General features: G+C 40.7%; 13 protein-coding genes. 4 read left to right on the top strand and 9 right to left on the bottom strand.

What is annotated here, in order from left to right; genetic code table 11:
* Positions 1-6 precede the first annotated feature (6 nt).
* On the bottom strand, positions 7-4,401 hold the full coding sequence (dnaE, locus tag ACRD64_RS08870) for a DNA polymerase III subunit alpha (RefSeq protein ID WP_430932954.1): 4,395 nt from the start codon (positions 4,399-4,401) through the stop codon (positions 7-9).
* Between the two features lie 397 nt (positions 4,402-4,798).
* On the opposite strand from dnaE, the gene ACRD64_RS08865 reads away from it, so the two are divergent.
* Positions 4,799-7,792: a basic secretory protein-like protein gene (locus ACRD64_RS08865; RefSeq protein ID WP_430932953.1), complete on the top strand. Its 2,994-nt coding sequence runs from the start codon at positions 4,799-4,801 to the stop codon at positions 7,790-7,792.
* 220 nt (positions 7,793-8,012) lie between these two features.
* On the top strand, positions 8,013-10,055 hold the full coding sequence (locus tag ACRD64_RS08860) for a transketolase family protein (RefSeq protein ID WP_430932952.1): 2,043 nt from the start codon (positions 8,013-8,015) through the stop codon (positions 10,053-10,055).
* 379 nt (positions 10,056-10,434) lie between these two features.
* Here ACRD64_RS08860 and larB read toward each other — a convergent pair whose 3' ends face one another.
* Positions 10,435-11,175 carry a nickel pincer cofactor biosynthesis protein LarB gene (gene larB / locus ACRD64_RS08855; protein ID WP_430932951.1) on the bottom strand — a complete coding sequence of 247 codons (741 nt, stop codon included), beginning with the start codon at positions 11,173-11,175 and terminating at the stop codon, positions 10,435-10,437.
* A 401-nt stretch (positions 11,176-11,576) separates the two neighbouring features.
* Positions 11,577-12,377, bottom strand: coding sequence for an exoenzyme S synthesis protein B (locus ACRD64_RS08850; RefSeq protein ID WP_430932950.1), 801 nt, complete (start codon positions 12,375-12,377; stop codon positions 11,577-11,579).
* A gap of 356 nt (positions 12,378-12,733) precedes the next feature.
* Between ACRD64_RS08850 and ACRD64_RS08845 the strand changes: the two genes are divergently transcribed.
* Together ACRD64_RS08845 and ACRD64_RS08840 are read left to right on the top strand one after the other, a co-directional pair.
* Entirely contained in the window at positions 12,734-14,371 is a 1,638-nt protein-coding gene (locus ACRD64_RS08845; protein WP_430932949.1) for an AMP-binding protein, read from the top strand.
* 189 nt (positions 14,372-14,560) lie between these two features.
* Entirely contained in the window at positions 14,561-14,809 is a 249-nt protein-coding gene (locus tag ACRD64_RS08840) for a putative signal transducing protein (protein ID WP_430932948.1), read from the top strand.
* A gap of 136 nt (positions 14,810-14,945) precedes the next feature.
* Here the strand turns inward: ACRD64_RS08840 and ACRD64_RS08835 are convergent, their stop codons facing one another.
* From ACRD64_RS08835 to ACRD64_RS08810, 6 genes are all read right to left on the bottom strand, one after another.
* Entirely contained in the window at positions 14,946-16,400 is a 1,455-nt protein-coding gene (locus ACRD64_RS08835; RefSeq protein ID WP_430932947.1) for a DUF6029 family protein, read from the bottom strand.
* On the bottom strand, positions 16,397-16,882 hold the full coding sequence (locus ACRD64_RS08830) for a TlpA family protein disulfide reductase (protein ID WP_430932946.1): 486 nt from the start codon (positions 16,880-16,882) through the stop codon (positions 16,397-16,399). The genes ACRD64_RS08835 and ACRD64_RS08830 overlap by 4 nt, the downstream gene beginning before the upstream one ends.
* 3 nt (positions 16,883-16,885) lie before the next feature.
* Positions 16,886-17,467, bottom strand: a complete 582-nt coding sequence (locus ACRD64_RS08825) for a peroxiredoxin family protein (RefSeq protein ID WP_430932945.1) — start codon at positions 17,465-17,467, stop codon at positions 16,886-16,888.
* A 367-nt stretch (positions 17,468-17,834) separates the two neighbouring features.
* A complete protein-coding gene (locus ACRD64_RS08820) occupies positions 17,835-19,781 on the bottom strand; it encodes a DUF3857 domain-containing protein (RefSeq protein WP_430932944.1) in 1,947 nt (648 codons plus the stop codon).
* Between the two features lie 156 nt (positions 19,782-19,937).
* Positions 19,938-21,896: a DUF3857 domain-containing protein gene (locus ACRD64_RS08815; RefSeq protein WP_430932943.1), complete on the bottom strand. Its 1,959-nt coding sequence runs from the start codon at positions 21,894-21,896 to the stop codon at positions 19,938-19,940.
* Between the two features lie 45 nt (positions 21,897-21,941).
* A complete protein-coding gene (locus tag ACRD64_RS08810) occupies positions 21,942-25,202 on the bottom strand; it encodes a tetratricopeptide repeat protein (RefSeq protein ID WP_430932942.1) in 3,261 nt (1,086 codons plus the stop codon).
* Between the last annotated feature and the right edge of the window lie 82 nt (positions 25,203-25,284).

Below are 25,284 nucleotides of genomic sequence, written 5' to 3'. Positions count from 1 at the left end.
GAAATCCTATGTCAACGTAAACGAAATATCCGGATGGGCATCCAAATATTCCACTATTTCATCGGTTAGGTTAATTTTGGTCGACCTGGAGAAAAACTGCGCTTGATGCGTTAGTTCCTCTTTATCGTAAATGGAAAACTTGAGGGTCACATACCCTTCTGCCTCCTTTGATAGCTCTGCTAAATCCGTCACCATAGCTTCATCGAGCGATTGCAACGGAATTTGAATATTGATGCCCGAAACCCTGGATTCCCTGACACCATCCAACATCTCAATTTTATTCACTTTCACTTCCAGCTCACCATCCTTGGTCCATTGCTTCTCCTGAACTTTGCCCCTAATCATAATGTAATATCCCTCTACCATAAATTTGGCAAACTCGGGATAATCCTTTCCAAAAAAAGCGAATTCATAGGATCCCGTATAATCATCCACCGTCATTATTCCATAAGGATTCCCTTTTTTTGTGGTACCGGAGCGCGCAGCAGTTACGATTCCACCCATGGTAATATCACGACCTTTCATTTTTTCGAGATCTTCGAGGTCTTTGAATTTGGTGGTGCAGAAGTGATTAATCTCCAGCTTATAAACATCAAGCGGGTGGGCAGAAAGGTAAATTCCTATCAAATCCTTTTCTCTGGCTAACTTTTCAAGTATGGAAAACTCCTCGCACACAGGCGCCACCGGCTTGGTGATTGCGGCATTTGCTCCTACCGCTCCAAAAAGTGAGCTGGCGGCCGTGGCCTGATCGTTTTGATACAGATTGCCATAACGGGCCAGATTCTCCACAAAAGTGGTTTGTTCGCCCGGTAATGTGGTAAAGTATTGTGCCCTGTGTAAATCTGTAAAACCATCAAAACCTCCCGCGGCCGCCAATGCTTCCAGGTTCTTTTTGTTTACCGTTTGCAGATTCACTCGTTCCACAAAGTCGAATATATCTTTAAATGGCCCGCCTTCTTCACGAACTCTGATAATTTCTTCTACAGCTCCCGCACCAACACCTTTTACACCTGCCATACCAAAACGGATAGCTCCACTTTTATTTACGGTAAACTTACGGTAACTTTCATTTACATCCGGTCCTAACACTTCCATTCCCATTCGCTTACACTCCTCCATAAAGGTTGTAATCTTAGAGATGTCGGAAAGGTTGCGGCTAAGTACCCCGGCCATGAACTCCGCCGGATAGTGGGCCTTAAGGTAACCTGATTGATAGGCAACGTATGCATAACAAACTGAGTGCGACTTGTTAAAAGCGTAACTGGCAAAAGCCTCCCAGTCTTTCCAGATTTTTTCGATGAGGTCCTCGGGTTTTTGAATGGTGGTTTCACCGTTTTTACAAGCCTTCATAAACTCTTCGCTTGCCAAACAACCATCAATAAATTTAAGCTTCAGCTTATCCATCATGGAGATGATCTTTTTACCCATTGCCTTACGAAGGGAATCGGAATCACCTCTGGTAAACCCACCCAGTGCCCTTGACTGAAGCATCACCTGTTCCTGATATACGGTGATACCGTAGGTATCTTTCAGGTAGGGTTCCATCATGGGGTGGTCATATTTGATTTCTTCGCGACCGTGCTTACGCTCGATAAAAGAAGGAATGTATTCCATCGGACCGGGACGGTACAGGGCGTTCATGGCTACCAAATCTTCAAAGCGGTTTGGTTGCAGACCTCGCAAGTGTTTCTTCATCCCGGGGGACTCAAACTGGAAAACCGCTGTTGTTTCACCATTACCGAACAGTTCAAATGTTTTTTCATCCTCCAAGGATATATTGGCCAGATCGATATCAATGCCTTTGGAAAGTTTAATATTATCCAGAACTTCTTTAAATATGGATAGGGTTTTCAGGCCCAGAAAGTCCATTTTAAGCAGACCGATATCTTCCACAAATCTTCCGTCGTACTGTGTGGTCAGCAGTTCCTCACCTTTGGTTGGCATAACCGGCAAATGTTCGACCAGCGGATTTTTACCGATTAAAACACCACAGGCATGAACGCCGGTTTGGCGAACTGCACCTTCCAGCTGTTCGGCAAACTTCATGGTTTGGGCAACCAGGGGATCTGAAGAATCTTTTTCCAACTCAAGTTCGGGGACTTCTTTAAAGGCCTTTTTAAAATTCATTTTTGGTGCTTCAGGCACCATTTTGGCCAAGCGGTTGGCTTCGGATAAATCCAAATTAAGAACCCTGGCCACATCTTTTATCGAACTCTTGGTGGCCATCGTACCAAAGGTACAGATGTGGGCCACCTTATCCTGCCCATATTTATCGGTAACATAGTCGAGTACCCTTTGTCTTCCATCGTCATCGAAATCAATATCCACATCGGGCATGGATATACGATCGGGGTTTAGAAATCGTTCAAACAGCAAATCGTATTTGATGGGGTCAACATCCGTAATTTTTATGCAATAGGCTACCGCAGCGCCGGCGGCAGATCCCCTTCCGGGTCCTACGAGTACTCCATTATCTTTTGCCCAGTTAATAAAATCCTGTGTAATCAGGAAGTAACCGGGGAACCCCATGGTTTTAATCGTATTGAGCTCAAAATCGATTCTTTCTTTCTTATCATCGGTAAAATTATCGGGATAACGTAATTTGACACCTTCGTAAGTTAAGTGCTCCAGATAATCTGCCTCCAGCTTGATCTGCACAACCTTTTCATATCCTCCCAATCGTTTATACGAATCCTCGCCAAACTCTTCGATCAGTGCCGCTTCATCATATTTTTCGCGGTAACTTTCAAAGGTTCCGAAGTCCTCCGGGATATCGAAAGGAGGCATAATAGGATCACTGTTCAGTTCAAAGAACTCTACCTTTTCGGCAATTTCAATGGTATTATGGATGGCCTCCGGAATATCGGCAAAGAGCTTGCTCATTTCCTCGCTGGTTTTAAACCACTCCTGCTTGGAATAACGCATACGGGTTGGATCGGTATAATCCCGGCCTGTACTTAAACATACCAACATATCGTGTGCTTCGGCATCTTCTTCGTTGGTAAAGTGCGAATCGTTTGTGGCTACTACTTTTACGCCCAACTCTTTCCCTAATTTAATGAGCACCCGGTTTACCTTAGCCTGGTTTTGCCAGGTATCGCGTCTTAAGATAGGATCGTTATTGATATGGCGCATCAACTCCAGATAATAATCGTCGCCAAACACATCCTTAAACCAACGTATTGTTTCCTTGGCTTTATCCAGGTTTCCCTGCATAATGTGCTGGGCAACCTCACCTCCCAAACATGCACTGGTTACAATAACGCCTTCGCTGTATTTTTCAAGTAACTCTTTATCAATACGCGGTTTGTAATAAAAACCATCCGTATGTGCAACAGAAGTTAATTTTAGAAGGTTTTGATATCCCTTGTAGTTTTTGGCCAGTAATATAATGTGATATCCTGATGAATCCGTTTTGTCATCCTTACGCAAATGACCACGTTGCGCAACATAGGCTTCAATGCCAATGATGGGCTTAACATCGTTCTTTTTACAAGCCACATGAAATTCCTTGACACCAAACATTCCACCGTGATCGGTGATAGCAACCGCGGGCTGACCATCTTCTTTTGCTTTGGCGGCAATAGCAGCAGTTTTATTGGCTCCGTCCAGAATAGAATATTGGGTATGGACATGTAAATGCACAAACGGAAAGGTTTCGGCAGTTTTAGCTGCTTCGGCAATAATTCGTTCCTCTTCTTCGAGCGGGATATCTTCAAAAACATCTACTTTAAAAGATTCGTATTCTATGCCGACCAGCTGTATTTCGTCAGGATTGTTTTTTCTAAATACCTCTAATTCAGCTTCTGTCATTTGCAGCAGCTGCAAGGATAGTCCACCCACACGAACCAGCTCCAGGAAACAACGTGATGTTGCTTCCACATCTGCTGCAGCATTATGTGCTTCTTCAAAAGCAACTTTAAAGAGTTTTATATGCAACTCGGTAAGAGTGGGGTTTTTAAGCTTCCCCCCTCGTGTTAAAGCGCAAAATTCTTTACTACCCGTCATGGTATCGAGCATCGGCGCCTTCACCAGGGCTTGCTCATTCATTTCGCAACGTACCAACTCACAACCGACAATATTGATGTCAAATGTTACATTGTGACCGATGATGAACTTGCTTTTGGCCACGTCGGCCATAAAATCATCCAAGGCCTCCTTTAAAGGAACACCTTTTTCGTGCGCTGTTTCTGTTGTGATACCGTGCACCGCCACCACATCTTCAGGAATGGAATATCCATCTGGTGTTATCACATGGTTTTTGGCGAAAAGGAAGTTCCCCTCAATGTCGTGACATTGCCAAGCCAACTGAACCATCCTGGGCCAGTTGTCGGTATCCGTAATGGGTGCTTTCCAATTCTTTGGTAATCCTGTGGTTTCGGTATCAAATATTAAAAACATTGTAAATCAGCTCTTTAAAATCAAACGTTTTGCTACAGTTGCGACTTACAAAGTTAATTTTTTGGATGAAACTTTAGGGGTGATTTATAAAAGAAGAATGGAATAATTTATAGGTAGTTGATATGGTTTGGAAATTATTGCGCTTCAGATCAAGAAAATCGTATCGTAACCTTCAGAATTTTTTATTTGAATGTTCATCCATCGCGATCCCAAAGGGGGTTTCTGAAGGTTTCCCGATATTTAAAGGTTGCTTATTTACAAAAACGCTGTAAAATATGCCATCCGGAATAAACAAACCATTCGTATTTTCTTGCGTATAAACCATTCCGTTTGTAACTTACACATAGTTACATGAGGGGCAGAAATGTACAGGGGTCGGTTAAAATATGGATTCTGGTTGTTATTATTTTTATTCGTGTCGGCAACCATGTTTGCGCAATATTTTGGGCAGAACAAGCCTCAATACAAGCAATTTAAATTTGAACTGTACAAAACACCTCACTTCGAGATTTACCATTATTTTAAATCTGACAGCCTGGTGAGAGCCCTGGCCAACCAGTGCGAGAAGTGGTATAATTACCATCAGCAAATATTATTAGATACCTTCGTTATTCGTAACCCATTGCTGATTTACAGCAACCATGCCGATTTTCAGCAGACTACAGCAATCAGTGGCAACATCAGTGTTGGTACTGGAGGGGTTACGGAAGGTATTAAACGCAGGGTCGTAATGCCCGTCAACTTTTCCGGCCATCAAACAGATCATGTACTGGGTCATGAGATGGTGCATGCCTTTCAGTATCATATTATCCAGGAAAAAGCTGACCTGGGATTATCGGCCATCCAAAATATTCCCCTGTGGATGATAGAAGGCATGGCCGAATACCTATCTATCGGTAATACAGACAGCCATACGGTACTGTGGATGCGTGATGCACTGATTCATGACAAGTTTCCTACACTCAAACAGATGACCGTAAACTACAGTTATTCGCCCTACCGCTACGGACAGGCATTTTGGAGTTATATCGCACATACCTATGGAGAACAGTATATCAAGCACTTAATGCTCGAAACAGCCAATAAAGGCGTGGAAGAGGCTATTTCGGATGTGCTAATGATGTCCATGGATTCCCTTTCTACCTTGTGGAAAAACAAACTCGAAGATCACCTGCTCAATAATATTAACGACTCGACTTTCTCGGTTCATGGCGAACGTATTATTTCTCATAAAAACAGTGGCAATTACAACTTGGCTCCTTCTGTAAGTCCGGACGGAGAAAAAATTATATTCTTATCAGAAAGGGATTTGTTTAGCCTTGACTTGTTTATGGCTGATGCAAAAAACGGTCAGGTATTAAAAAAGATTTATTCTTCCACTTTTAGTGACGATATTGATGCTATCAGTTTTTTGGAGACAGCTGGTACATGGTCCAATGACAGTCGGCATTTTGCCTATGTGGCTTATGTGAAAGGAAAAAGTTCCCTAATTATTTTTGATACCGAAACAGGTGATATCTCCGATGCCATTACTTTTGACCAAGTCGATGGTATAGGCTATCCGGCTTGGTCGCCTAATGGGGAGGAGCTGGTTTTTACGGGGTTAAGGAATGGAATATCGGATTTATATCTGTATAGCTTCAGCACAAAAGAACTCAGCAACCTTACAAACGATAATGAGTGCAATTTGCAAGCTGCCTGGAACAACGAAGGTAATTGTTTATATTACGTTACCGACGCCCCATCTCCAACACAGGTTAAATATTTAAACCATCATTACAATCTGGCCTCCATATATCTAAAGACAGGTAAAAAAAAGGTTTACTCAGTTTTTGATGGTGCACAAAATGTAAATCCGATAGTAGATCCTGATGGCACAAAAATCTATTTTCTGTCGGACAGGGATGGCACCCGAAATTTATATGTTCTCAACGAAAGAACAGGCTCTGTAAAACAGCTGACACAATACCCAACAGGCATTACCGGGATGACCAACCTATCTCCTGCCTTAACAATATCGGGCAGGTATCTTTATTACAACATGTTATGGGAAGGTCGCTTTTCGATTTTAAAAGCAAACATCCCCCGGATAGAAAAAACGGCCGTTGAGGTAACAGATTTACAGCATAAACGTTATGCTTCAAGACTGATGCCTTATTCAAAATTTCCTTCGGAAGTAGATGCTAACCTGTTGGTAAACAAGCTAAAAACCCCTGCAGAACCGGATAGTTTTTATACCGAACCTATCAAAGCCAAATTTAAACTGGATTATGTTGGCAACACGGGGGTAGGGGTAATGACCGGAAGATTCGGCTCAGGAATGGCAGGAAGCATTGAGGCCCGTTTTAGTGATATCTTAAGCGAACATGTGCTATATACCGGATTAAATGTAAACGGAGAGATTTATGATTTTGGTGCCCAGGTGGCCTATGTCAATCAAAAACGCCCCATTAAATTAGGCACCAGCCTATCGCATATTCCATACCGAACCGGATATTACCGCAGTGAGACTAATGAAAGTTCGGGTGAAGATGAGCTATCCTATATATTTCAACGAACCTTTGTAGATCAACTAAGTTTATTTGGTTACTATCCAATTAACAAAGCGCACCGGATTGAAGCAGGGATCTCGGCAGCCTACTACAGTTACAGAACCGAACGAATAAATAACCCCAACTCATTTTATTCCACCACTACCCAAAAAAAACAGTTGGTAGATTCTCCTTCTTCTTTTGGTGTTGGCATTCTGGATTTGGCATATGTAATTGATAATTCAAAATACGGGTTGGCCTCACCTATTGAAGGTAAAAGAATAAGATTTGGTTACGAACGGTACTTGCACGGGGTAAATATGAATACTTTTTTACTCGATTTCCGAAAATATTTTAGAGCTAAACCTTATACTTTTGCTTTCAGATTTTATCACTACGGCAGATACGGAAAGGAAAGTGAAAGTGATAAATTACTCGGCATTTATATTGGTTATCCCTGGTATGTAAGAGGGTACGAAACCGGCAACTTTTATGGCAGCGAAGAAGACGGAAAAATATCAACCAACCAACTCCTGGGCTCGAAGGTGATGGTTTCTAACTTTGAAATGAGAATACCATTTAGCGGACCTAGAAAATACGGTTGGATAAGGTCTAACTTTTTGTTCTCGGAACTGGCTTTTTTTTATGATGCCGGATTGGCCTGGAACAGTGATTCGGAACCGGTATGGAGCCTTACCACGTTAAATGAGAACTCCAGAATTCCGGTAATGAGTACAGGAGCTGCCTTACGCATCAATCTTTTAGGTGCTTTGATTGTTGAACCGTATTATGCTATCCCAATTCATCAGGGCAAAATACACGAAGGTAACTTTGGCATCAATATTTTGTCGGGATGGTAATTCCACGGTCGTATTCAAACAATTCTTAGAAACCAATCAAGGGCGCTAATTTCAAGGTTTCGATGTGAAATATTGATTATCATATATTCTTAACCTTAAGATAGAGCAGTTTATTATTCCTCAATTACAAAAAAGAATTACCTTTGTCACAATTTCATTTTAAGGATCATAGGGGTAAAAACTGTAAATGGAAAGTTAAACACGTAATTTTTATTTAAAAATGAGTAATGTAACTGTGAACAGAGCTGCTGACAACATTAGAGTCCTTTCAGCTGCCATGGTAGAAAAAGCAAAATCAGGTCACCCGGGAGGAGCAATGGGGGGTGCCGACTTTATTAACATTCTTTATTCTGAATACCTTAACTATGATCCTAACGATAGGAAATGGGTAAACAGAGACCGTTTCTTTTTGGATCCGGGCCACATGTCGCCGATGCTATACGCACAGTTGGCTTTGACTGGCGCATACACCATGGACGAGTTGGCCAACTTCCGTCAGTGGGGAAGTCCGACACCCGGTCACCCGGAGGTTGATTTTGAAAGAGGTGTGGAGAACACTTCCGGCCCACTAGGGCAAGGACACACCATGGCTGTAGGAGCGGCCATCACCGAAAAATTCCTGACCGAACGTTTCGGAAAATGGATGAGCCACAATATCTATACGTTTATTTCGGACGGTGGTATCCAGGAAGAGATTTCTCAAGGAGCAGGTCGTATCGCGGGGTATCTGGGTTTGAACAACCTGGTAATGTTCTATGATTCAAACGACATCCAATTATCTACAAAAACGGAAGCTGTAACCACAGAGGACACAGCTAAAAAATACGAGGCCTGGGGATGGTCGGTAATGACTATAGATGGCAACGATTCGGATGAAATTCGTAAGGCATTGGAAGCGGCTCAAGCCGAAACCGAGAAGCCTTTCCTTATCATCGGTAAAACCATTATGGGCAAAGGTGCTGTTAAAGAGGATGGTTCGTCATTCGAAAAAATGGTTTCCACTCATGGCCAGCCTCTTTCCGCTGCCGGAGCGTGTTTTGATAGCACTATAAAGAATTTAGGAGGCAACCCTGAAAATCCTTTTGTGGTTTTTGACGAAGTTGCCGAGTATTATGCTGCAGTTACCGCCAAAAAAGCAGCTTATGTGGCTGCTAAAAAAGCAGAACAAGCTGAGTGGGAGAAAGCAAATCCGGAGTTGGCGGCTAAGTTTGCCAGGTTCTTTTCAGGTAAGGCCCCTGAAGTTGACTTCAGTTCCATTGAGCAAAAGCCGGGAGCTGCGACACGTGCCGCATCAGCAACTGTTTTAGGTGTATTTGCCGACCAGGTGGAGAACATGATTGTTTCTTCTGCCGATCTTGCAAACTCGGACAAAACGGATGGTTTCTTAAAGAAAACCAAAGCTTTTGAAAAGGGTGATTTCTCTGGTCAGTTCCTGCAATCCGGAGTTACCGAGTTAACAATGGCAGCTGTTGCAAACGGTATGGCCTTGCACGGGGGTGTAATCCCTGTTGTGGGTACATTCTTTGTTTTCTCTGATTACATGAAACCGGCTGTTCGTATTGCCGCGCTGCAACAATTACCGGTTAAATATGTTTGGACCCACGATGCTTTCCGCGTTGGGGAGGATGGTCCTACGCACCAGCCTGTTGAGCAGGAAGCACAAATACGATTAATGGAGAAATTGAAAAACCACCACGGCGATAACTCGATGATGGTTCTTCGTCCTGCGGATGCTGAAGAAGGCACCGTGGCTTGGGAAATGGCCTTGAACAACACCAAAACGCCAACAGCCCTTATCCTATCGCGTCAGAACATTAAAAATTTACCCGGAAGCAGCTACGAGCAAGCTTTACAAGCAAAAAGAGGTGCTTACATTGTTGAAAAAGATGCCGGTACGCCGGATGTCGTTCTGTTGGCAAGTGGTTCCGAAGTTTCAACTCTCGTGGAGGGGGCAGCTAAATTAAGAGAAGAAAAAGGATTTAAAATCCAGATTGTTTCCGTTATCTCAGAAGGTGTTTTCCGTAACCAGGATGAAGCTTACCAAGCAGAAGTGCTTCCCGTGAATGTTCCTCGTTTTGGTTTGACCGCCGGTTTGCCTGTAACGCTTGAAGGTTTGGTTGGTGCGAAAGGTTCTGTTTGGGGATTGGATCACTTTGGATACTCGAGCCCTTATACTGTATTGGACGAGGAATTCGGTTTTACCGGGGAAAATGTGTTCAATAAAGTAGTGGAAATGATGAGTAAATTAGTTGAAAGTTTATAGGTGTAGATTCTATTATATTATCATATTAAAAAAAGCAAGCTAGTAAAAGGCTTGCTTTTTTTTGCTATTCTTTTTAATACTAGGGGTGCGCAACAGGATTTCTAATACATATTACGGGTTTAATCCCAAAATTGTCATTAGATTTCATCTAAATGCCAATTCGATGATCAAAATATAATCACTACTTAAACACAGGAATGTAAGATTTTTGTAATCGCGATTACCTCGATACGGCGGATGCATACTGACATGAAGTAATTTATCAAACCTTTAATGACAGATCCCGGTTAATCGTGGTTCATCGCATCCATCACATGGTGGGAAAACCGCACATCAATACATATTGTCATCGCATGGTTTATGTGTTGCCGGAGCAACGTTACGAAGAACTATTTTTAGCGATAAGGGCAGCGACCACGGCAGCCCTTAAACCGCCATCAATATTAACTACGGTAAGATTTGGAGCACATGATGCCAGCATTGACGTTAGAGCCGCCTCTTTGGCCCTAAAGCCATAACCCACTGAGGTAGGGACTCCAATAACCGGAAGCGCCACCAAAGATGCCACAAAGGGAGCCAAAGCACCTTCCATTCCGGCCACCACGATAACGGCTTTGGCATTTTTATCCACACCCTGTTTAATCGCTTCCAGCACCCGGGTTGGATGGGCAATCCCCCGGTCTTCAAACACAATAGGATTTACGCCAACCGCCTTTAAAATAATTTCACATTCTTCAGAAACGGGATGATCGGCGGCTCCGGCACTTACCACCAAAATATGTCCCTTAGGGTCTGGCAATTCCCCGATGAACAGTACATTTTCGCTTTTGATAACCGGATAGCTGCCTTCGAATTGTTCTGCCACCTCATCGTTAAATTTACTGCGGGAGATTACCACACGGGGATGTTCTTTTAAGATGTCCCCTATAAGCTCCACGGTTTGTTCGAGCGATTTGTACTCACCATATATGATTTCCGGAATATTCGTGCGCATTCCTCGGTTCACGTCCAAAATATAACGACTGGCTGTTTCCATCCAATCCAATGAGAAGTGTTTTTGCGCTTCTTCCTTAGTTATTTCCCCTGCTTGTATCTTGTTAAAAATTTCGTCGAAAGTCATTTTTAAATAGTCATTAGAAAATTAGTCATTTGTCAATAGTGATAGGCCAAAAGTCTTTAATATTTGGTACCGGAACATTTTTAAGACCTCTCTATAATAGAACCGAAACCAATGGGAAGAATCTAATACCCAAACCAATTTTCGCCTTGTTTTTCTTAGTCCGTTGTTAAACTTTTTCCGCCATAGCCATGGCCATGTCTGTAAAGCTTGTCTGGAATGAAAAAATATCTTCAAAAAATAATAGTCTGTTTAATGAACACTCTTTGTTTTTGTTTTCCCCCTTTTTCAAGAAAAAAGGAAATACTCCATCAAAGATGGAGGGATGGGTCTCAACTTTTAATATACTGGTCTCAGGATCCCGTTTTCCAGCTTACCATCTACTAACTTTCAGTCTCCAGTTTTTATTTTCCCGTATCCAAATTGCAGATTCTACTATCGTACGCATTAGGCCTTGATGGTTTAAGATCGATGGTAGTAAACATCGCAAACTGTTCACCTAAAGTAATCAAATTATTCCTAAACTCACGATTGGCGATGGCCTTAAAACTTTCTTCATTGGAGAGTTCAATCCTTATATGGTCGGCATCATCAACCCGGCACCTCACATTATAATCCTGGGTTTCCGCAATAACGGCCTGCTCTATATTTCTAACTACATCCAGCGTTTTTTCCAATAAGGCAACGTTGTAATTGATTCGTGTAGCCAAACAACTTTCCAGATCGGCTATATCTTGGTCGGCGCCCATTTTTATTGCTATTTCTTTGGCTTCAGCTGATGTAATGCCAAGTTCTGCCAAGGGAGAAATAACTCCGTGCTCACTCAAAGCTTTTCGCCCGGGACGATAACCTGTATCGCTTCCTGTTGTTCCGTCTATGATCAGCACATCCGAGCCTAGGTCTTGTATAGCTTTAATTATTTGGCCTTTACAATGATAACATCTATCTGTCGGGTTTTCTATAGCTTTTGGAATAGGATTTACCGGGATTATCCTTAATTCTTCATGGCTAATTAGGCCAACTTGTTTCCTGATTAAATACTCACTGGCTCTTCCAAATCCATTGTCAATCCATACGGGTGTTACCGTAACATGGGCCATCTTCGCGGCACCCAATATGGCACAACTATCCATTCCACCGGAAAACATGAGATAGCATTCTCCTATCTCTCTTATCCGTTCTATAAGTTTATTTATTTTTTGCATAGTATTTAAAACCGGTTCCAAAGATCAATAATTAAATATATAATACAAACATGGTTAAAATTAGCTTAATTCGTGGTTTAACCCGCAATATGCATTAGAAATTCTATTACACATTGAAATATTACTTTAAAACAAGACACTTCGTTGCATCATTTCAACTCACCAGAACGATGCTCCCGAAAGTAATCGGGACAAGTGATGCCTCGTTTCGGTAATGCCTTGTTTTATTGTACTTGCAATGCTCATGACGAACCTCCAATACATAATCCGGGTTTAAATAAAAGTATTAACTTGCAAAGTTAAAATCGTTTTACAATTTTTGACCCATCCCATCCCAATTAGCTTAATCGAAATTTATGGAGAATAATGGATTTATCGGCATGATAGAACATGCCTTAAAAAGTTATGAAAATCAATCTGCCTTTAGCAACTATCAGGGAGAATCATATACCTATCGTCAAGCAAGCGAAAGAATTTACTGGATACACGAATTGTTTAAGAAGTGTGATATCCAACAGGGTGACAAAGTAGCACTTATCGGCAGAAACCTAAGCAATTATGCCATCACCTACTTGGCAACCGTGTCGTATGGAGCTGTTGTTGTCCCTATTCTGCCTGACTTTGGCAGTGGCGAGATTCATCATATTGTCAGCCATTCAGAATCGAAGTTGTTGTTTTCGACCGATTTGATTTTTAACAAGGTGGATGAAAGCATGATGCAAAATATAAAGGGTATCGTAAGCATCGAAAGTTTTAAACCCTTGGTTAGTTGTACACTTGAGCTAAAAAACATTGTTGACTCAATAAAAATTCCTGAGGAGTTTACTGTTGAGATGATAGAGTTTGCCAAAATTGATAAGGATGAACTAATGGTGTTGTCATACACATCGGGTACCTCCGGATTTTCAAAAGGGGTGATGTTACCTCACCGAAGTATCTGGTCAAATGTTCTTTATGCACAGGAAAATCTGGAACTAAAACCTGGTAACAGGATTGTTTCATTCCTGCCTTTAGCGCATGCATACGGTTGCCTGTTCGAATTTCTGTGGCCATTTACCGTGGGATGTCATATTACCTTTTTGAGCAGGACGCCTTCTCCCCAGATTATCACCGAGGCTTTTCAAAACGTAAAACCGCATTTGGTTTTAGCAGTGCCATTAATCCTGGAGAAAATATTCAAGAAACGGATTTTGCCGGCTTTGGAAAAGAATCCCGTGAAAACCTTGAGCAAGATTCCAATCCTAAATCAGGTGGTTTACCAAAAAGTAAAAAATCAATTGACCGAGGTGTTTGGTGGCGAATTTCAGCAGATTGTGATTGGCGGTGCTGCACTCAATAAAGATGTTGAAGATTTTTTGCGTAAAATTGGCTTCCCGTTTACCATTGGCTATGGCATGACGGAATGCGGTCCGCTGATCAGTTACGAGCCCTGGGACACAACCCAACCGAGATCTGCGGGCAGGCTAGTAGACCGTATGGAGGTAATGATTGATTCCAACGACCCCTATAACGAAGTGGGGGAGATTATGGTAAAAGGCACCAAAACAATGTTGGGGTATTACAAAAATAAAGAGGCTACAGAAAAGGCTTTCGACAAAAATGGCTGGTTGCACACAGGTGATCTGGGTGTTATAGATGATAACAACTTCATTTATATTAAAGGACGAAGTAAAAACATGATACTGAGTGGTTCCGGACAGAACATTTACCCCGAAGAGATCGAGGCCAAACTGAATAACATGGAATACGTTCAGGAGTGCCTGGTACGCGATATAGGGGAAGGAAAACTGGAGGCACTGGTATATCCCGATTACGAAAAGGCTGATGCAGAAAATTTATCAGAGAAAGAAATTACCGACACAATTGAAGGCCTCAAGAAATTGGTAAACGAAGAGTTACCTGCTTATATGAACCTTTCACAGGTGACTTTGTTTCCCGAGGAATTTGAAAAAACGCCCAAAAAGAGCATCAAACGATATAAGTACACCAAGTAGCATCTGGCTGCAGGCCTTTAGTTATCGGTTGCAGGATATTAGCCTTTGCAAAGGTGTTTCAGGTTGAAGGTTCTTAACCGGTACCAAATGGGCTTTACCGTAAACAGACTGCTTCGTATACTTGCGAAGGATTTTTTTAGTAGGAAAAACCGGGTATCTTATACACTTATTAATCAAAACTATTTAATTATGGCGGATACGGAAATAAAAGCACTACTTCAGGTAAGCGATAAAATTATAGCTGAGGAAATTAAACGAATTCTGGAGGGCTCTGGAATTTATTCCCTTCTTCATTCCGATAACCCGGCATCATCCTTAATGAATACCTATTTCGGGTCGGCAACACAAGATGATATTACACTAAAAGTTAATGCAGCCGATTATGAGAATGCCGTCAAAATCATCGAAGAACATGGATACCAGGATTTATTGGTGTAAGAAATTGGTTGGGACTATAACTCTGACCAGAGTGTAATACCTTTATTTGAAATTTAACTGGTGAAGGAGCAAAGTCCTTGCCTATATACCTGGATTTTTTCCGCTTCCATTAACCATTTGTGTTTTTCATTCTCCATCATAGTCTTGCCGACCACCTGATTTCCATTCCTTTAAAATCCAACACTTCGTAGCATACACCCGCGCTGCAGGCAGGCCCTCCTCTGCGTTCGCCAACAAACAGTTGAACGCTGTTTTTTGAGTTGAGCTTGTATCGGGCACTACACCCAACCCACCATTTATCGGATTCGGATACAAACCGATCGTTACTCCACTCTGTATTTAAGCCCAGATAAAATTTAGATTTATTACGAATGGTAAGCCCCAAAAGATAATTCTGGACATGGGTATCAAGTCTTTCAAATTTTTGTCCTTCACCTTCAACGATCAATCCCCATTTTTTGCAAAGCGGACTATCCATATAGAAACCAGCAGATATTCTTTTGTCCTCATTTTTAAGCGGATCCAGCGCATAATCGGCAAACAGTTTTAAATCTCCATCATAAATTCCAACACCCGAAAATTCAAAAAACCACTCGTTATAATTAAACTCCCTGACAAACCTGTTTCTGGCATAGGTGTAATTAAACGTCAACAAGGAAAAAAGACCTGGCTGATAAAACGCCTCCAACTGGATGCCACTTTCATTGGTTGGCTGCAGAACATGTGTGCTTCTGTTCAATAACTTATAACTATGCTCACGAACCAAAGCAGGTGGTTCGTTAATTCCTGTACCAATTAAAAAGTGCTCGTAATGCTTATATTCCAGGCTTAAACCGAAGTTTGCTAACGAAAACGCTAAACTGCCATATATTGCAAAAGCTTCTTGTTCGTTGGAGCTTTTACCTTCTCCACCTAAATAGTCGGCATATCCCAAATAATATGTCAATGTTGGGAGAATGGTGCCGGAGAATCCTGTCATAGCATAGTAGCTTTCTTCCTCATCGTTCTTTAACCGTAATCCGGAAAATTCTATTTTTTGCTTTCCAACCGTATATCCCGCTTCAGCACCCAGCACCTCATCCGACCTTCTTCTCTCCCATATTTGCGTGGGTGGGTACAGGTTATTTAAGGCATACCCCCAAAGTACCTTTCCCGACCATTTATCGGTTTTATAGGAAGCCGTAGCTCCAAGCATGTCGGTATAGAAATACTGCTTGGAACGGAAACCGCGATCTTCGATAACCGCACCAGGTATTTCGTAATTTCTTAGTAGGATACCTTTGCCCAGAATCTCATTGTAGTTGCCTAATTGCACCGACACGGATTTTGTTTGATAGCTTACTTTAGCTTGCGATAAGTTTATGTAATTCCTTTCTCCAAAGGGCGATTGATATAGCTGCAGGCCAGCACCAAACTTAAACTGACTTAGAGTATAGTTTAAATTCAACTTGCTGTACACCGAATTGAACATATCGTCCTGTTCGTTGGGGAGCTTTCCGTATTGGTACTCCGTTAAAGCGGTGCCCGAAAATTGGGCAGTAACAACCGTGAATCCAATCATCAATAAGGTAAATATCGAATAGCTTCTCATTCTGCAAGTAGTTTTTCTATTACCTTTCGCCACTCTTCCTCGTCGCCGGAAGCAAATCCCTCGTGACGAAAAACCACTATGTCTTCTTTGTTTATAATGAGAAATGTAGGCATTGAACTCACTTCCAGTTCATCTTTTATCTTACCTTCAATATCCCTTATGTTGGGGTAGGTAATATTTAACGAGTTTACCAGTGGCAAGACCTTCGAGAAGCTTCGTGGGCCATCGGTATTTACGCCAATAAAAGCAACTCCTTTATGATTGTATTCCTGGTAAATATTTTGAAGTTTGGGCATGGCTTTCAAACAGGGCCGGCACCACGATGCCCAAAAATCGAGTACAGTTAAATATTCCCCTTTTATATCAGAATAGCTTACCGGTTTGTTATCTATCGTAGAGGTTGAGAAATTCCGAATCGTCTGTGCACTTATGTTGAGCGAAATAAACAAAACAAAAAGGACAAGTAAATGATTTCTTGCCATAGTCTATTTGTTTAGGTATGTTTCCACGGTACTTTTGGCAGAATCTGCATCGCTTCCAGCTCCACGGCTCCCTTTAAATCGGATATAACCTTCCTTATCCACAACAATAAGCCTGTCGTAGGTAGTTTCGAACTTACTGGCTACCGATGAACCTTTCAGCAGTAGAGGGAAATCTACACCTGTACTGTTTTTAAACCCTTCTACCGAAGCCTTTGTGCCATCCCACTGATCAATACCTACAATAATAACATTGCCGTTAGCACTATATGCATTTGCCAACTTGCTTTGCACTGACGGCGCTGATGCTATGCAGGATGGGCAAGTGTTGCCAAAAAAGAAAAGTACCACCACTTTTCCTTTGTAGGCAGATAGCGTTACGGTTTCGTCATTTAGATTTTGAAGACTGAAATCCGGTGCCAGTGTTGCACCGTTATTGTTACTCCCATCATCATTCATATCCCCATCGTTATTATTGTTCGTGGGGTTTGTGTTGGAATCTGACATGGGATTATTGCCATCATCACATGCATAAAAGGCCAATGACGAAATAACGAAAACGGATATAAGAAGTCGACTTACTTTCATTACAGTATAATTTTAAATTCCAAATGTATTCGAAGGAACTCCCTATAATGCTTCTCTTCCCAATGAATAGGGACAAATAGTGCGAGAAACTTTTCTTTAGGGTCGTTTCTTTTGCGTACATTTATAAGATTAATACCGTATCAGTCGAATGGCATAGCATTTCCTTACAAATAGGATTGTATTTTTTGGTGACATTTTTTATTAAAAGGCGATTTTCCTTCGCAGAAAATAAATCCGCGAGAAACAACAAGCATACTACAGCATATCTTCTTCGTTTATGAGTCTTCGGTAACCCAGGCATATAGATATATAGATAAGGGAACCGACAGTTATCGGGTAGATGAATATTTTACATCTTAACTCAATATTACTTTTCCTCCAAAACCAGTACAATTTTATTAAAATCGGCGGCGGCGTTTACCACGTTTTTAAAACCTTCAAAGGATTCTTGATCGACAAAAATTTCCTTGTAATATTCTTCAACCACTATTTTATAGATATCACCGTTGTAGGTATAATTCGATTCAAATCCGAAAATCTTCTCACCCCCTTTGCTTGCAATAACGTTCAATTCTCCCGCTTCGGGATTGACAATTTTATAACCTTGGGGCACTTGTAGGCTGATTTCGCGATAATACATGCGGTTAAAGTCGTTCTCAGCCATCGACTGGCGGTCATCTTCAAAATACATTTCAACCTGTTGGCCGATAGCTTCCCCAATACTCAATAATAGTTTGGGTCCTGCTTGTTCCAGAAATGCGGCCGTGGTAAAATCGGAATGCACCAGAAACTCCCCATCTTTTAAATGTTCCAGATCGCTCGAATCCCTTAAAAACAATTTGTTAACAGTTGGGTTTGGTGCTTTGGTCGCGGTCATTTCCTTTAAAGTATTCTGTTGTTGCTCTTCATCCATCATTTTAAAAAAATGAATGAAGAAACCGCCGCTCAAACCTTTGAGTCCTCGTTCGGTAACAATACGAACATTATCGCTATCCACATCTAATGTCATATTGATAATCATATTGTCGTAGTTGTGGTTGTATGGAGCGGGTGGAATATACCTTATTTTGCCAATGGCCGATTCAAAATCCCCAATCCTGACGGGCTCAATAAAAAGTCCGTCGGTAGCGGTGAGTTTGCCATTGACCACACCTAGTCTATATCCGGCATTGGATGGGTCGATGTACTTATCGAGGTTCGGGAAATAAATTAAATATTGGTCGAGGTAGTTCCATGACTGGAAGCTACCATCGAACCTAACGTTATCGCGCTCCGAGGTCAATACCATTTGATGCTCAATGCCCAGTTGTTTTAAGATATTTCCGTATAATTTAACTATTCCCCGGCTGCCGGTCACTTTGTGTTCCAGCACAAAATCAAGGTCGGAGAACTCGTCGGCATTGAACTGTTCCACATAAATATTGCTTTTGAGGAACGCCTCTACATATGTTACTTTTTCTTCTTCGGTATTGCCCTGAACCTGTATCAATTCCATCCATTTTTCGATGGTTTTAGGGTTAACCGTCAAGTACATGGATTCATACACTCGTTGCGCCGCATCGTCCCAGGTCAGTTTTTGTGCATTGTCATGGGAGTAATTATAGTCTAAACGATATTCAATGCGTTGTTTTCTCGGGTCAACATAGGAAAATTTCTCGCCTTTAATGGCCGGAATCATGCCACTCTCGCACCAGAACCGGCTTCGTTCATCGCCAAGCTTTTCAAAAATTCCGTTGGGAAACCCGTTGTATCCGCGAATATCATATACCAGGTTGTTTGGGCATATTATCTCGAACGAAGCATGCTGTAAAGGAAAATTAAACTGGAAATAGTTGCGACCGAAATTGCTGGCATGCATTTTTCGAACCACGTAATATTCTACCTCATCGCCTATCTCGATTCCGTCGATGGCGAATATTTTATAGCTTTTGCCGCTTTCATCGTCTTTTATTTCCTTGATATTATTTTTATCGAATTCGATGGATTTCCCATTAGGCTTGATGGTTCTGGCTTTAATATCAGTGACCTCGATCACATTTCCCAATGCCACTGATATTTTATTAAAACGATTGATTGCATCATCGTTATTCAGGCGGAATTTTTTATGAATGGTATGGTTCATCAGCAATCCTTCTTCCTCGGAATAGAAATATTCGTACTTTTCTTTTAAAAGGATGCCGATTATGTTTTCGCCTTCGTTCTGTTCTTCAACTTCGGAATAGTAGGGTTTTGCCGACCATACTTCGTTGGTCGCGTTTTGCGCCGAGAGACCAAAGGCAAAAGTTAGTAATATTAGTAAAATTGAATTTCTCATATTAGTTCTTTAATATCATCCTTATCTAGTTGCGGTGTAAAAACGACTTGAATCTTTCACATTTGTGATTCCACCGTTTATAATATACACAATTTACCCAGAGCGTTGCCCTAAGCTATGTTCTTTATGGCTTTCAGCCTATTTACTGTACCTGTATCATTTGAAATCAAAGTTAGGGTTAGTTTTTAAACCTTTTTTTAGTACCAGTGTGTTTCTATAACTCTTGTTTAGTGTTTTTATCATTTTGTTCCACTCTCCAATTTTATCCTCCAATAGAATCAGAAATTTAAACTTAAGTTCCTTCTCCAGAATCACCGTATTATCAGTTTTCTTGTACTGGATGCTAAACTCAAATTCTGGATTTGAAAAACTGTTGTCTTTAGGCATATACGTAACTTCATATCCTTCCGGAATCTCTAATTCTGTTATATATCGTTCGGTACAATAAAAATCATTTTCAAGGGGTGTGAATGTATTACCGGTGGTATCTATAATCATCTGACCGTAGGATTTATCGAGATGCAGGTTCAGGTATATTTCATCACCCATGGATTTATAATAATCACTGACCTCAAATTTCAATTCGAGCCGGGCTGGATTGTCATACTCAAATAAATTAATTATTTTATTATTCGTGACCACGAATTTGTTGTTACCCATCTCAAAATGATGGGATAGGTATTGATTGTATTTTTCGGGTTTTACACCATCCAGGGCATGGGCCAATTCCAGCTTGTTAAAACCCGTGTATTGGACTTTATCATGGCCTTTCACTTTGCCATCCACTAACTTAATTTTAATCGAATCGCTTGTAACACTATAGTCAGCCGGTGTAATTGGCACTTTATAAATTTTATACTTATCCTCGCTTATCCCAATCATCACTTCTTTCCCTTGGATATGGTATGGACTTACTCCATAATCGAGATACTCGAAGGTGCCATCCAGCAACACGACTGAATCATTTACAATTTGAGCAGCTATCATATGATTGTCTACCACAGGTAAGGGTAATTCCTCGTACCTGTATGGTTTATGACGGGTTCCCACCCAGGTAAAGTAAGTAGGGAGGCCTGCCATGTCCATCATGGTTTTTATCAGACACGACATGCCCTTGCAATCACCAAAACGTTTGGTCAACACTTCCTTGGCCGGCATAGGAACAAAACCTGAATAACCCTCTTCGTAAGCAATGTATTTGATGTTTTTGTGTACCCAATAATAAATGGCCTTGGCTTTTTCTTGGTCATCGGTTAGCCCATGTGTAACTTCATCCACGAGAGCTTTCAACTCTTCGGTTCCGGATTTATCTACCTGGTTTATAAAGTCGTTATAGAATGCATAAAGTTGATCGAGTGTTCCGAAGTAAGGTTCATTGTTAATACTTTTGATAAAAAAAGCGATATGCGGACTAAAGAAACTGGTGGAATAAAAGCCTCCCGCATAATACTGATACGGCATAACATCTTCTACCGTCCACTCATAAAAAGTGTACTTGCCTTTTTTATACGTTTTATAGCTGGGCTGAATATGATCGAAATTAAACTCTTTGAAACCTAGCTCGATATGCTTATGGACTTTCACAATTATTTTTGCCTTGGCAATAGGGATGAAGGATTGCAGGAAGGATTGCCCTAAAAATTTAGGATTGCTATAATTGATCGTATAATTCAAACGTGTAATAGCGCCTTTTTGAATCGCAGGATAAGCAAATTGCATTATTTTGGAATCATCGTAAAAAATGCCGCCATCAATACTGTGCGTTTCTTGAAACTGTTTCACCTTCACTTTATCGAAATCATCACCAGCAGGAACTAAAGTGTACGCTTCTTTTTCTGAGATTGTTGTAAAGCCACCAAAAAAGATAAAATCTTTTGTAAGACCTTTAGAGAAATCGTTTAATATCACCACTTCCTTTGAGTTTTGCTGAGTGACAATTACCGAATCATCTGCCCAATCCATCACATACAAGGATTCCATATTGGAAACTACCGCATTATATTTTTGATATTTAGCAGTTAGTTCATCAACGTTTGGATAATTGGCCGGGAAGCTTTTTTTTGCTACAATGCTCAGAAAGCAAAGAAAGATGTATTTTAGTATTGTAGTCCTCATGGTATCAAAAATAAAACACAAAAAGATAGTGTGAATGAAATTCTTCTACTGCTCATATCCAATAAACTTGCCACTCCACCATTTTTCAATGGAAATAATCTTACCCGATTGGTTGTAATTCTTTACAACACCGTGTAATTCATCACGCTTATATTGACTCACTTTTTTTGGTTTCCCGCTCTCAAAGAATTCGGTATTTTTTCCGTTTTTCATTCCCGCAATGTTGAAATACTCCAATTTCTTTTTGCCGTTAGGATAATAGGCTAAAAATTGTCCATTCAGCATTCCGTTTTTAAAGGAGTTTTTTTGACGGATTTTCCCATTACTATAATATTTTATTCTGTCTCCATGGGGAAGAAAGTTTTTAAAGGATTGCTCGTAACTTTTCTTACCGTTGTTAAAATAGGCTTCAATTTTATAATCGCCATTCGTAATTGGAATGGTATCTGTGTACAAGCCGTTTTTTAAATACTGGTATGCCATCAGTTCGTTTTCTTCAAAAATGAGTTTAATGATGACATCGCCACTTATATCATATTGGATGACATCGCCATGTAATTCTCCATTTCTATAATTTTCGGTGAGTTCTAAAGTTTTGTCTTCGTCATAATATTTGGCTTCAGCATCTTTTTCTCCATTAAAATAATTGACTTCTTCTTTCAGATTTCCATTTTCGTAATACTTCACGCCTTTGCCCACTTTTTTCCCGTTCAAATAGGACTCTCTCGATTTTACACTTCCGTTTGCGTAGTAATGAAAATATTCACCGTGTCTTTTATGGTTTAAATAGCTCCGTTTACTCAGGGTTCTTCCATTGGGGTGATCCCATATTAAATCTCCTTCGTAGTATCCCCCTTTGATATGACCTACTGCGTTGATGTAATTTGAATCACGCATGATCATAAATCTGTCCTGCTCTAGCAGGGAAGTTGAGTTTATTCTATTTGCATGAATATCATAGTTTTCGTGAATCAACATTTTTCCATCCAGATATTTACGTCTATTTTCAATGATACCTTCAACATCATAGTTGGTTAACCATCCATGAATATCCCCTTTTAAAAAGTAATAGGTTGATTCCAGGCTGCCATCGCTAAGCCTGTAAGTCCAAGTATTGTCCTGGTAGCCATCCTTGTAAAAACCTTGGTTTACCAGCGTTCCATCAGGAGAATACTGCTTATATGCTCCATTCAGTATTCCGTTTTTGTAAATATAGATTTCTTTTATGTTAGCGTTGGCATGATAAATCGTTACTTCGCCATCCAATTCACCGTTTTTATAATAAGATGTTTGCTTAGGCCATCCATTCTTAAAGTAGCTGGTCCATTTACCTTCAAACTTTCCAGCTTTAAACGAACCGCTTGTTGTTTTTCGGCCGCTGGAATCGTGTGCTAAGAAACTAAAGGTTCCCTCTGGGTTTTCACTCACCAAATATCTTTCTCCCGATTCACTGATAGATGAAACCTTGATAATAATTCCATTGTCGTATACCTCTTCCATGTATAATTTGCCATCTTCATCGAAGGAGTTGTATAATCCATGCAGGTTACCTTGCTCATTGTAAAAGGTTTCAATTTTTAAATTTCCATTTCGGTAGAACGCCTTAAATGCCCCAACCAACTCTCCATCTTTTAAGTTTCGAATGTCTTTCAGATTTCCATCAGAATAATAGTTTCTCCATTCTCCCTGTTCTTTATCGTCCTTAAACTGTCCATCAGAAGCAAGTATGCCATTTGGATGGTACTCCTTAAACTTCCCGTTTGTTTTACCTTCTGAATATGATTTTTGATGATGTATTTTTCCGTTTGCAAAGTACGATTCGTAGTTTCCTTCGAATTTTCCATCTTTATAAGTAAAGCTCTCGCTAATAATTCCATTGGCAAAGTAATTATAGGCCTGGCCATTTTGCAGGCTGTTGGTATAACTTGTCAAGCCGGTTCTGTTGCCAAATTCATCAAACCATTCCACTTTCCCATTCACTTCTCCATTCGAATATGGAGCCCTTACGCTCTCTTTTCCTGTTGTATGATATTTTGTCCAAATCCCGTTTAGCTTACCATCCGTTAAATACTCTACAGTTTCTAATTGAGCCTTTGAATTGTAATAACGCCATTCGCCCTGTTTTTTTCCGTCCTTATATACGCCTATGGCATTTAACTCCCCGTTGCTGTGGTAATATCTCCAATCGCCTTCTTCCTTTCCTTCCGTATTTGAATTGCCGATGGAATAGAGCTTTCCATCATCGAAGTAGGCAAAATCCAAGGTATCTAATATACCCGTGACATGGGTTAACCTGCGTTGTTTAATCTTGCTTAATTGGCTTCCTGTTTGATAGAACTTCTTCAATATATCCTCATTCTTCGATACATACTTAGTGATGCTTTCATGTTCGGTAGAACGCAGTAGGGTATATAAAAAGGGTTTTAAATGCCCTTCTTCTTTGATGGCCTTGATAAATGGGAAATACATCTTTATCCAGAAATCGTCTGCGCTATCCGATAGAGGCAGAACCTTAAATAGCATGTCTGTTTGTTTTACCAACGAGGCATTGAAACCTATCGGTAGGGAGTATCTGTCGGTTAGTACAATCCTGGATTTAATATAGTGGTCAACTTCTCCAAATATCTTGTTGTCTTCAATTGGTTCGATAAAATGACCTTGGGTAGTGTCTATATAACCGTTGGATAGGTTTTCTACAAATACCAGTACTTGGTTGCTTCTACTGCTGTTGGGTTCCAATGCCAGGAATGTTTCTAACGAAAGCATGGCCCTTGTGTATTGTTTTTGTCGTGCGACTAACTTGCCCAACTGCATATGACTGGAAGCATGATAAGGATTACAGCGCAAAGCTTCCTGAAAACAGGATTGTGCTTTGTCATAATATTCTGCGCCTAAATAAGTAACACCTAAATTATAGTGCAACAAAGAACTGTGTGGATATCTCTCAATGGCCTGTTGGTAGGTTTCAATAGCTCTAGGGGTATCGCCCAGGTGGTCATAAGCGGTTCCTTTAGTTCTTAACAAGTGCTTATGATTTGATCCGGGAAGGCTTAAGCCATTGTTGGCCATAATGATAGCGCTGTCGTATTTATGCATGGCCAGATAGGTCAAGGCCATTTCTGCAAGCATTTTATTGTAGCTGGAATCGTTTTCGTTTACAAGCTTAAACCGGGCAATCGCTTCGGCATATCTTTGTTCATCGTAAAACTGAATGCCTGCCTTTATTATACTATCACCTGTAAGTTGCTGGGAATGGGCGCTTAAAACAGAAAAAATATAAAGAAGTGCTGTTAATTTCTGGAGCATAAGAGGTTTGTTAAATGTATACCCTGTGAAAATAGTAACATTTTATCTAACAAAAAAGCACAAAAAAGCCGGAATGAAAATC

It is taken from the genome of Saccharicrinis sp. 156 (assembly GCF_050589685.1).
In the GTDB taxonomy this organism is placed as follows: domain Bacteria; phylum Bacteroidota; class Bacteroidia; order Bacteroidales; family Marinilabiliaceae; genus Saccharicrinis.
The sequence above is the reverse complement of the archived record's forward strand: the minus strand, read 5'-3'. Positions and strand labels throughout refer to the sequence as shown.

What these genes read in the sequence shown, in the direction of transcription:
- dnaE (WP_430932954.1), bottom strand. Translation starts at nt 4,401, where the DNA reads ATGTTTTTAATATTTGATACCGAAACCACAGGATTACCAAAGAATTGG.
- ACRD64_RS08860 (WP_430932952.1), top strand. Translation starts at nt 8,013, where the DNA reads ATGAGTAATGTAACTGTGAACAGAGCTGCTGACAACATTAGAGTCCTT.
- larB (WP_430932951.1), bottom strand. Translation starts at nt 11,175, where the DNA reads ATGACTTTCGACGAAATTTTTAACAAGATACAAGCAGGGGAAATAACT.
- ACRD64_RS08850 (WP_430932950.1), bottom strand. Translation starts at nt 12,377, where the DNA reads ATGCAAAAAATAAATAAACTTATAGAACGGATAAGAGAGATAGGAGAA.
- ACRD64_RS08845 (WP_430932949.1), top strand. Translation starts at nt 12,734, where the DNA reads ATGGAGAATAATGGATTTATCGGCATGATAGAACATGCCTTAAAAAGT.
- ACRD64_RS08840 (WP_430932948.1), top strand. Translation starts at nt 14,561, where the DNA reads ATGGCGGATACGGAAATAAAAGCACTACTTCAGGTAAGCGATAAAATT.
- ACRD64_RS08835 (WP_430932947.1), bottom strand. Translation starts at nt 16,400, where the DNA reads ATGAGAAGCTATTCGATATTTACCTTATTGATGATTGGATTCACGGTT.
- ACRD64_RS08830 (WP_430932946.1), bottom strand. Translation starts at nt 16,882, where the DNA reads ATGGCAAGAAATCATTTACTTGTCCTTTTTGTTTTGTTTATTTCGCTC.
- ACRD64_RS08825 (WP_430932945.1), bottom strand. Translation starts at nt 17,467, where the DNA reads ATGAAAGTAAGTCGACTTCTTATATCCGTTTTCGTTATTTCGTCATTG.
- ACRD64_RS08820 (WP_430932944.1), bottom strand. Translation starts at nt 19,781, where the DNA reads ATGAGAAATTCAATTTTACTAATATTACTAACTTTTGCCTTTGGTCTC.
- ACRD64_RS08815 (WP_430932943.1), bottom strand. Translation starts at nt 21,896, where the DNA reads ATGAGGACTACAATACTAAAATACATCTTTCTTTGCTTTCTGAGCATT.
- ACRD64_RS08810 (WP_430932942.1), bottom strand. Translation starts at nt 25,202, where the DNA reads ATGCTCCAGAAATTAACAGCACTTCTTTATATTTTTTCTGTTTTAAGC.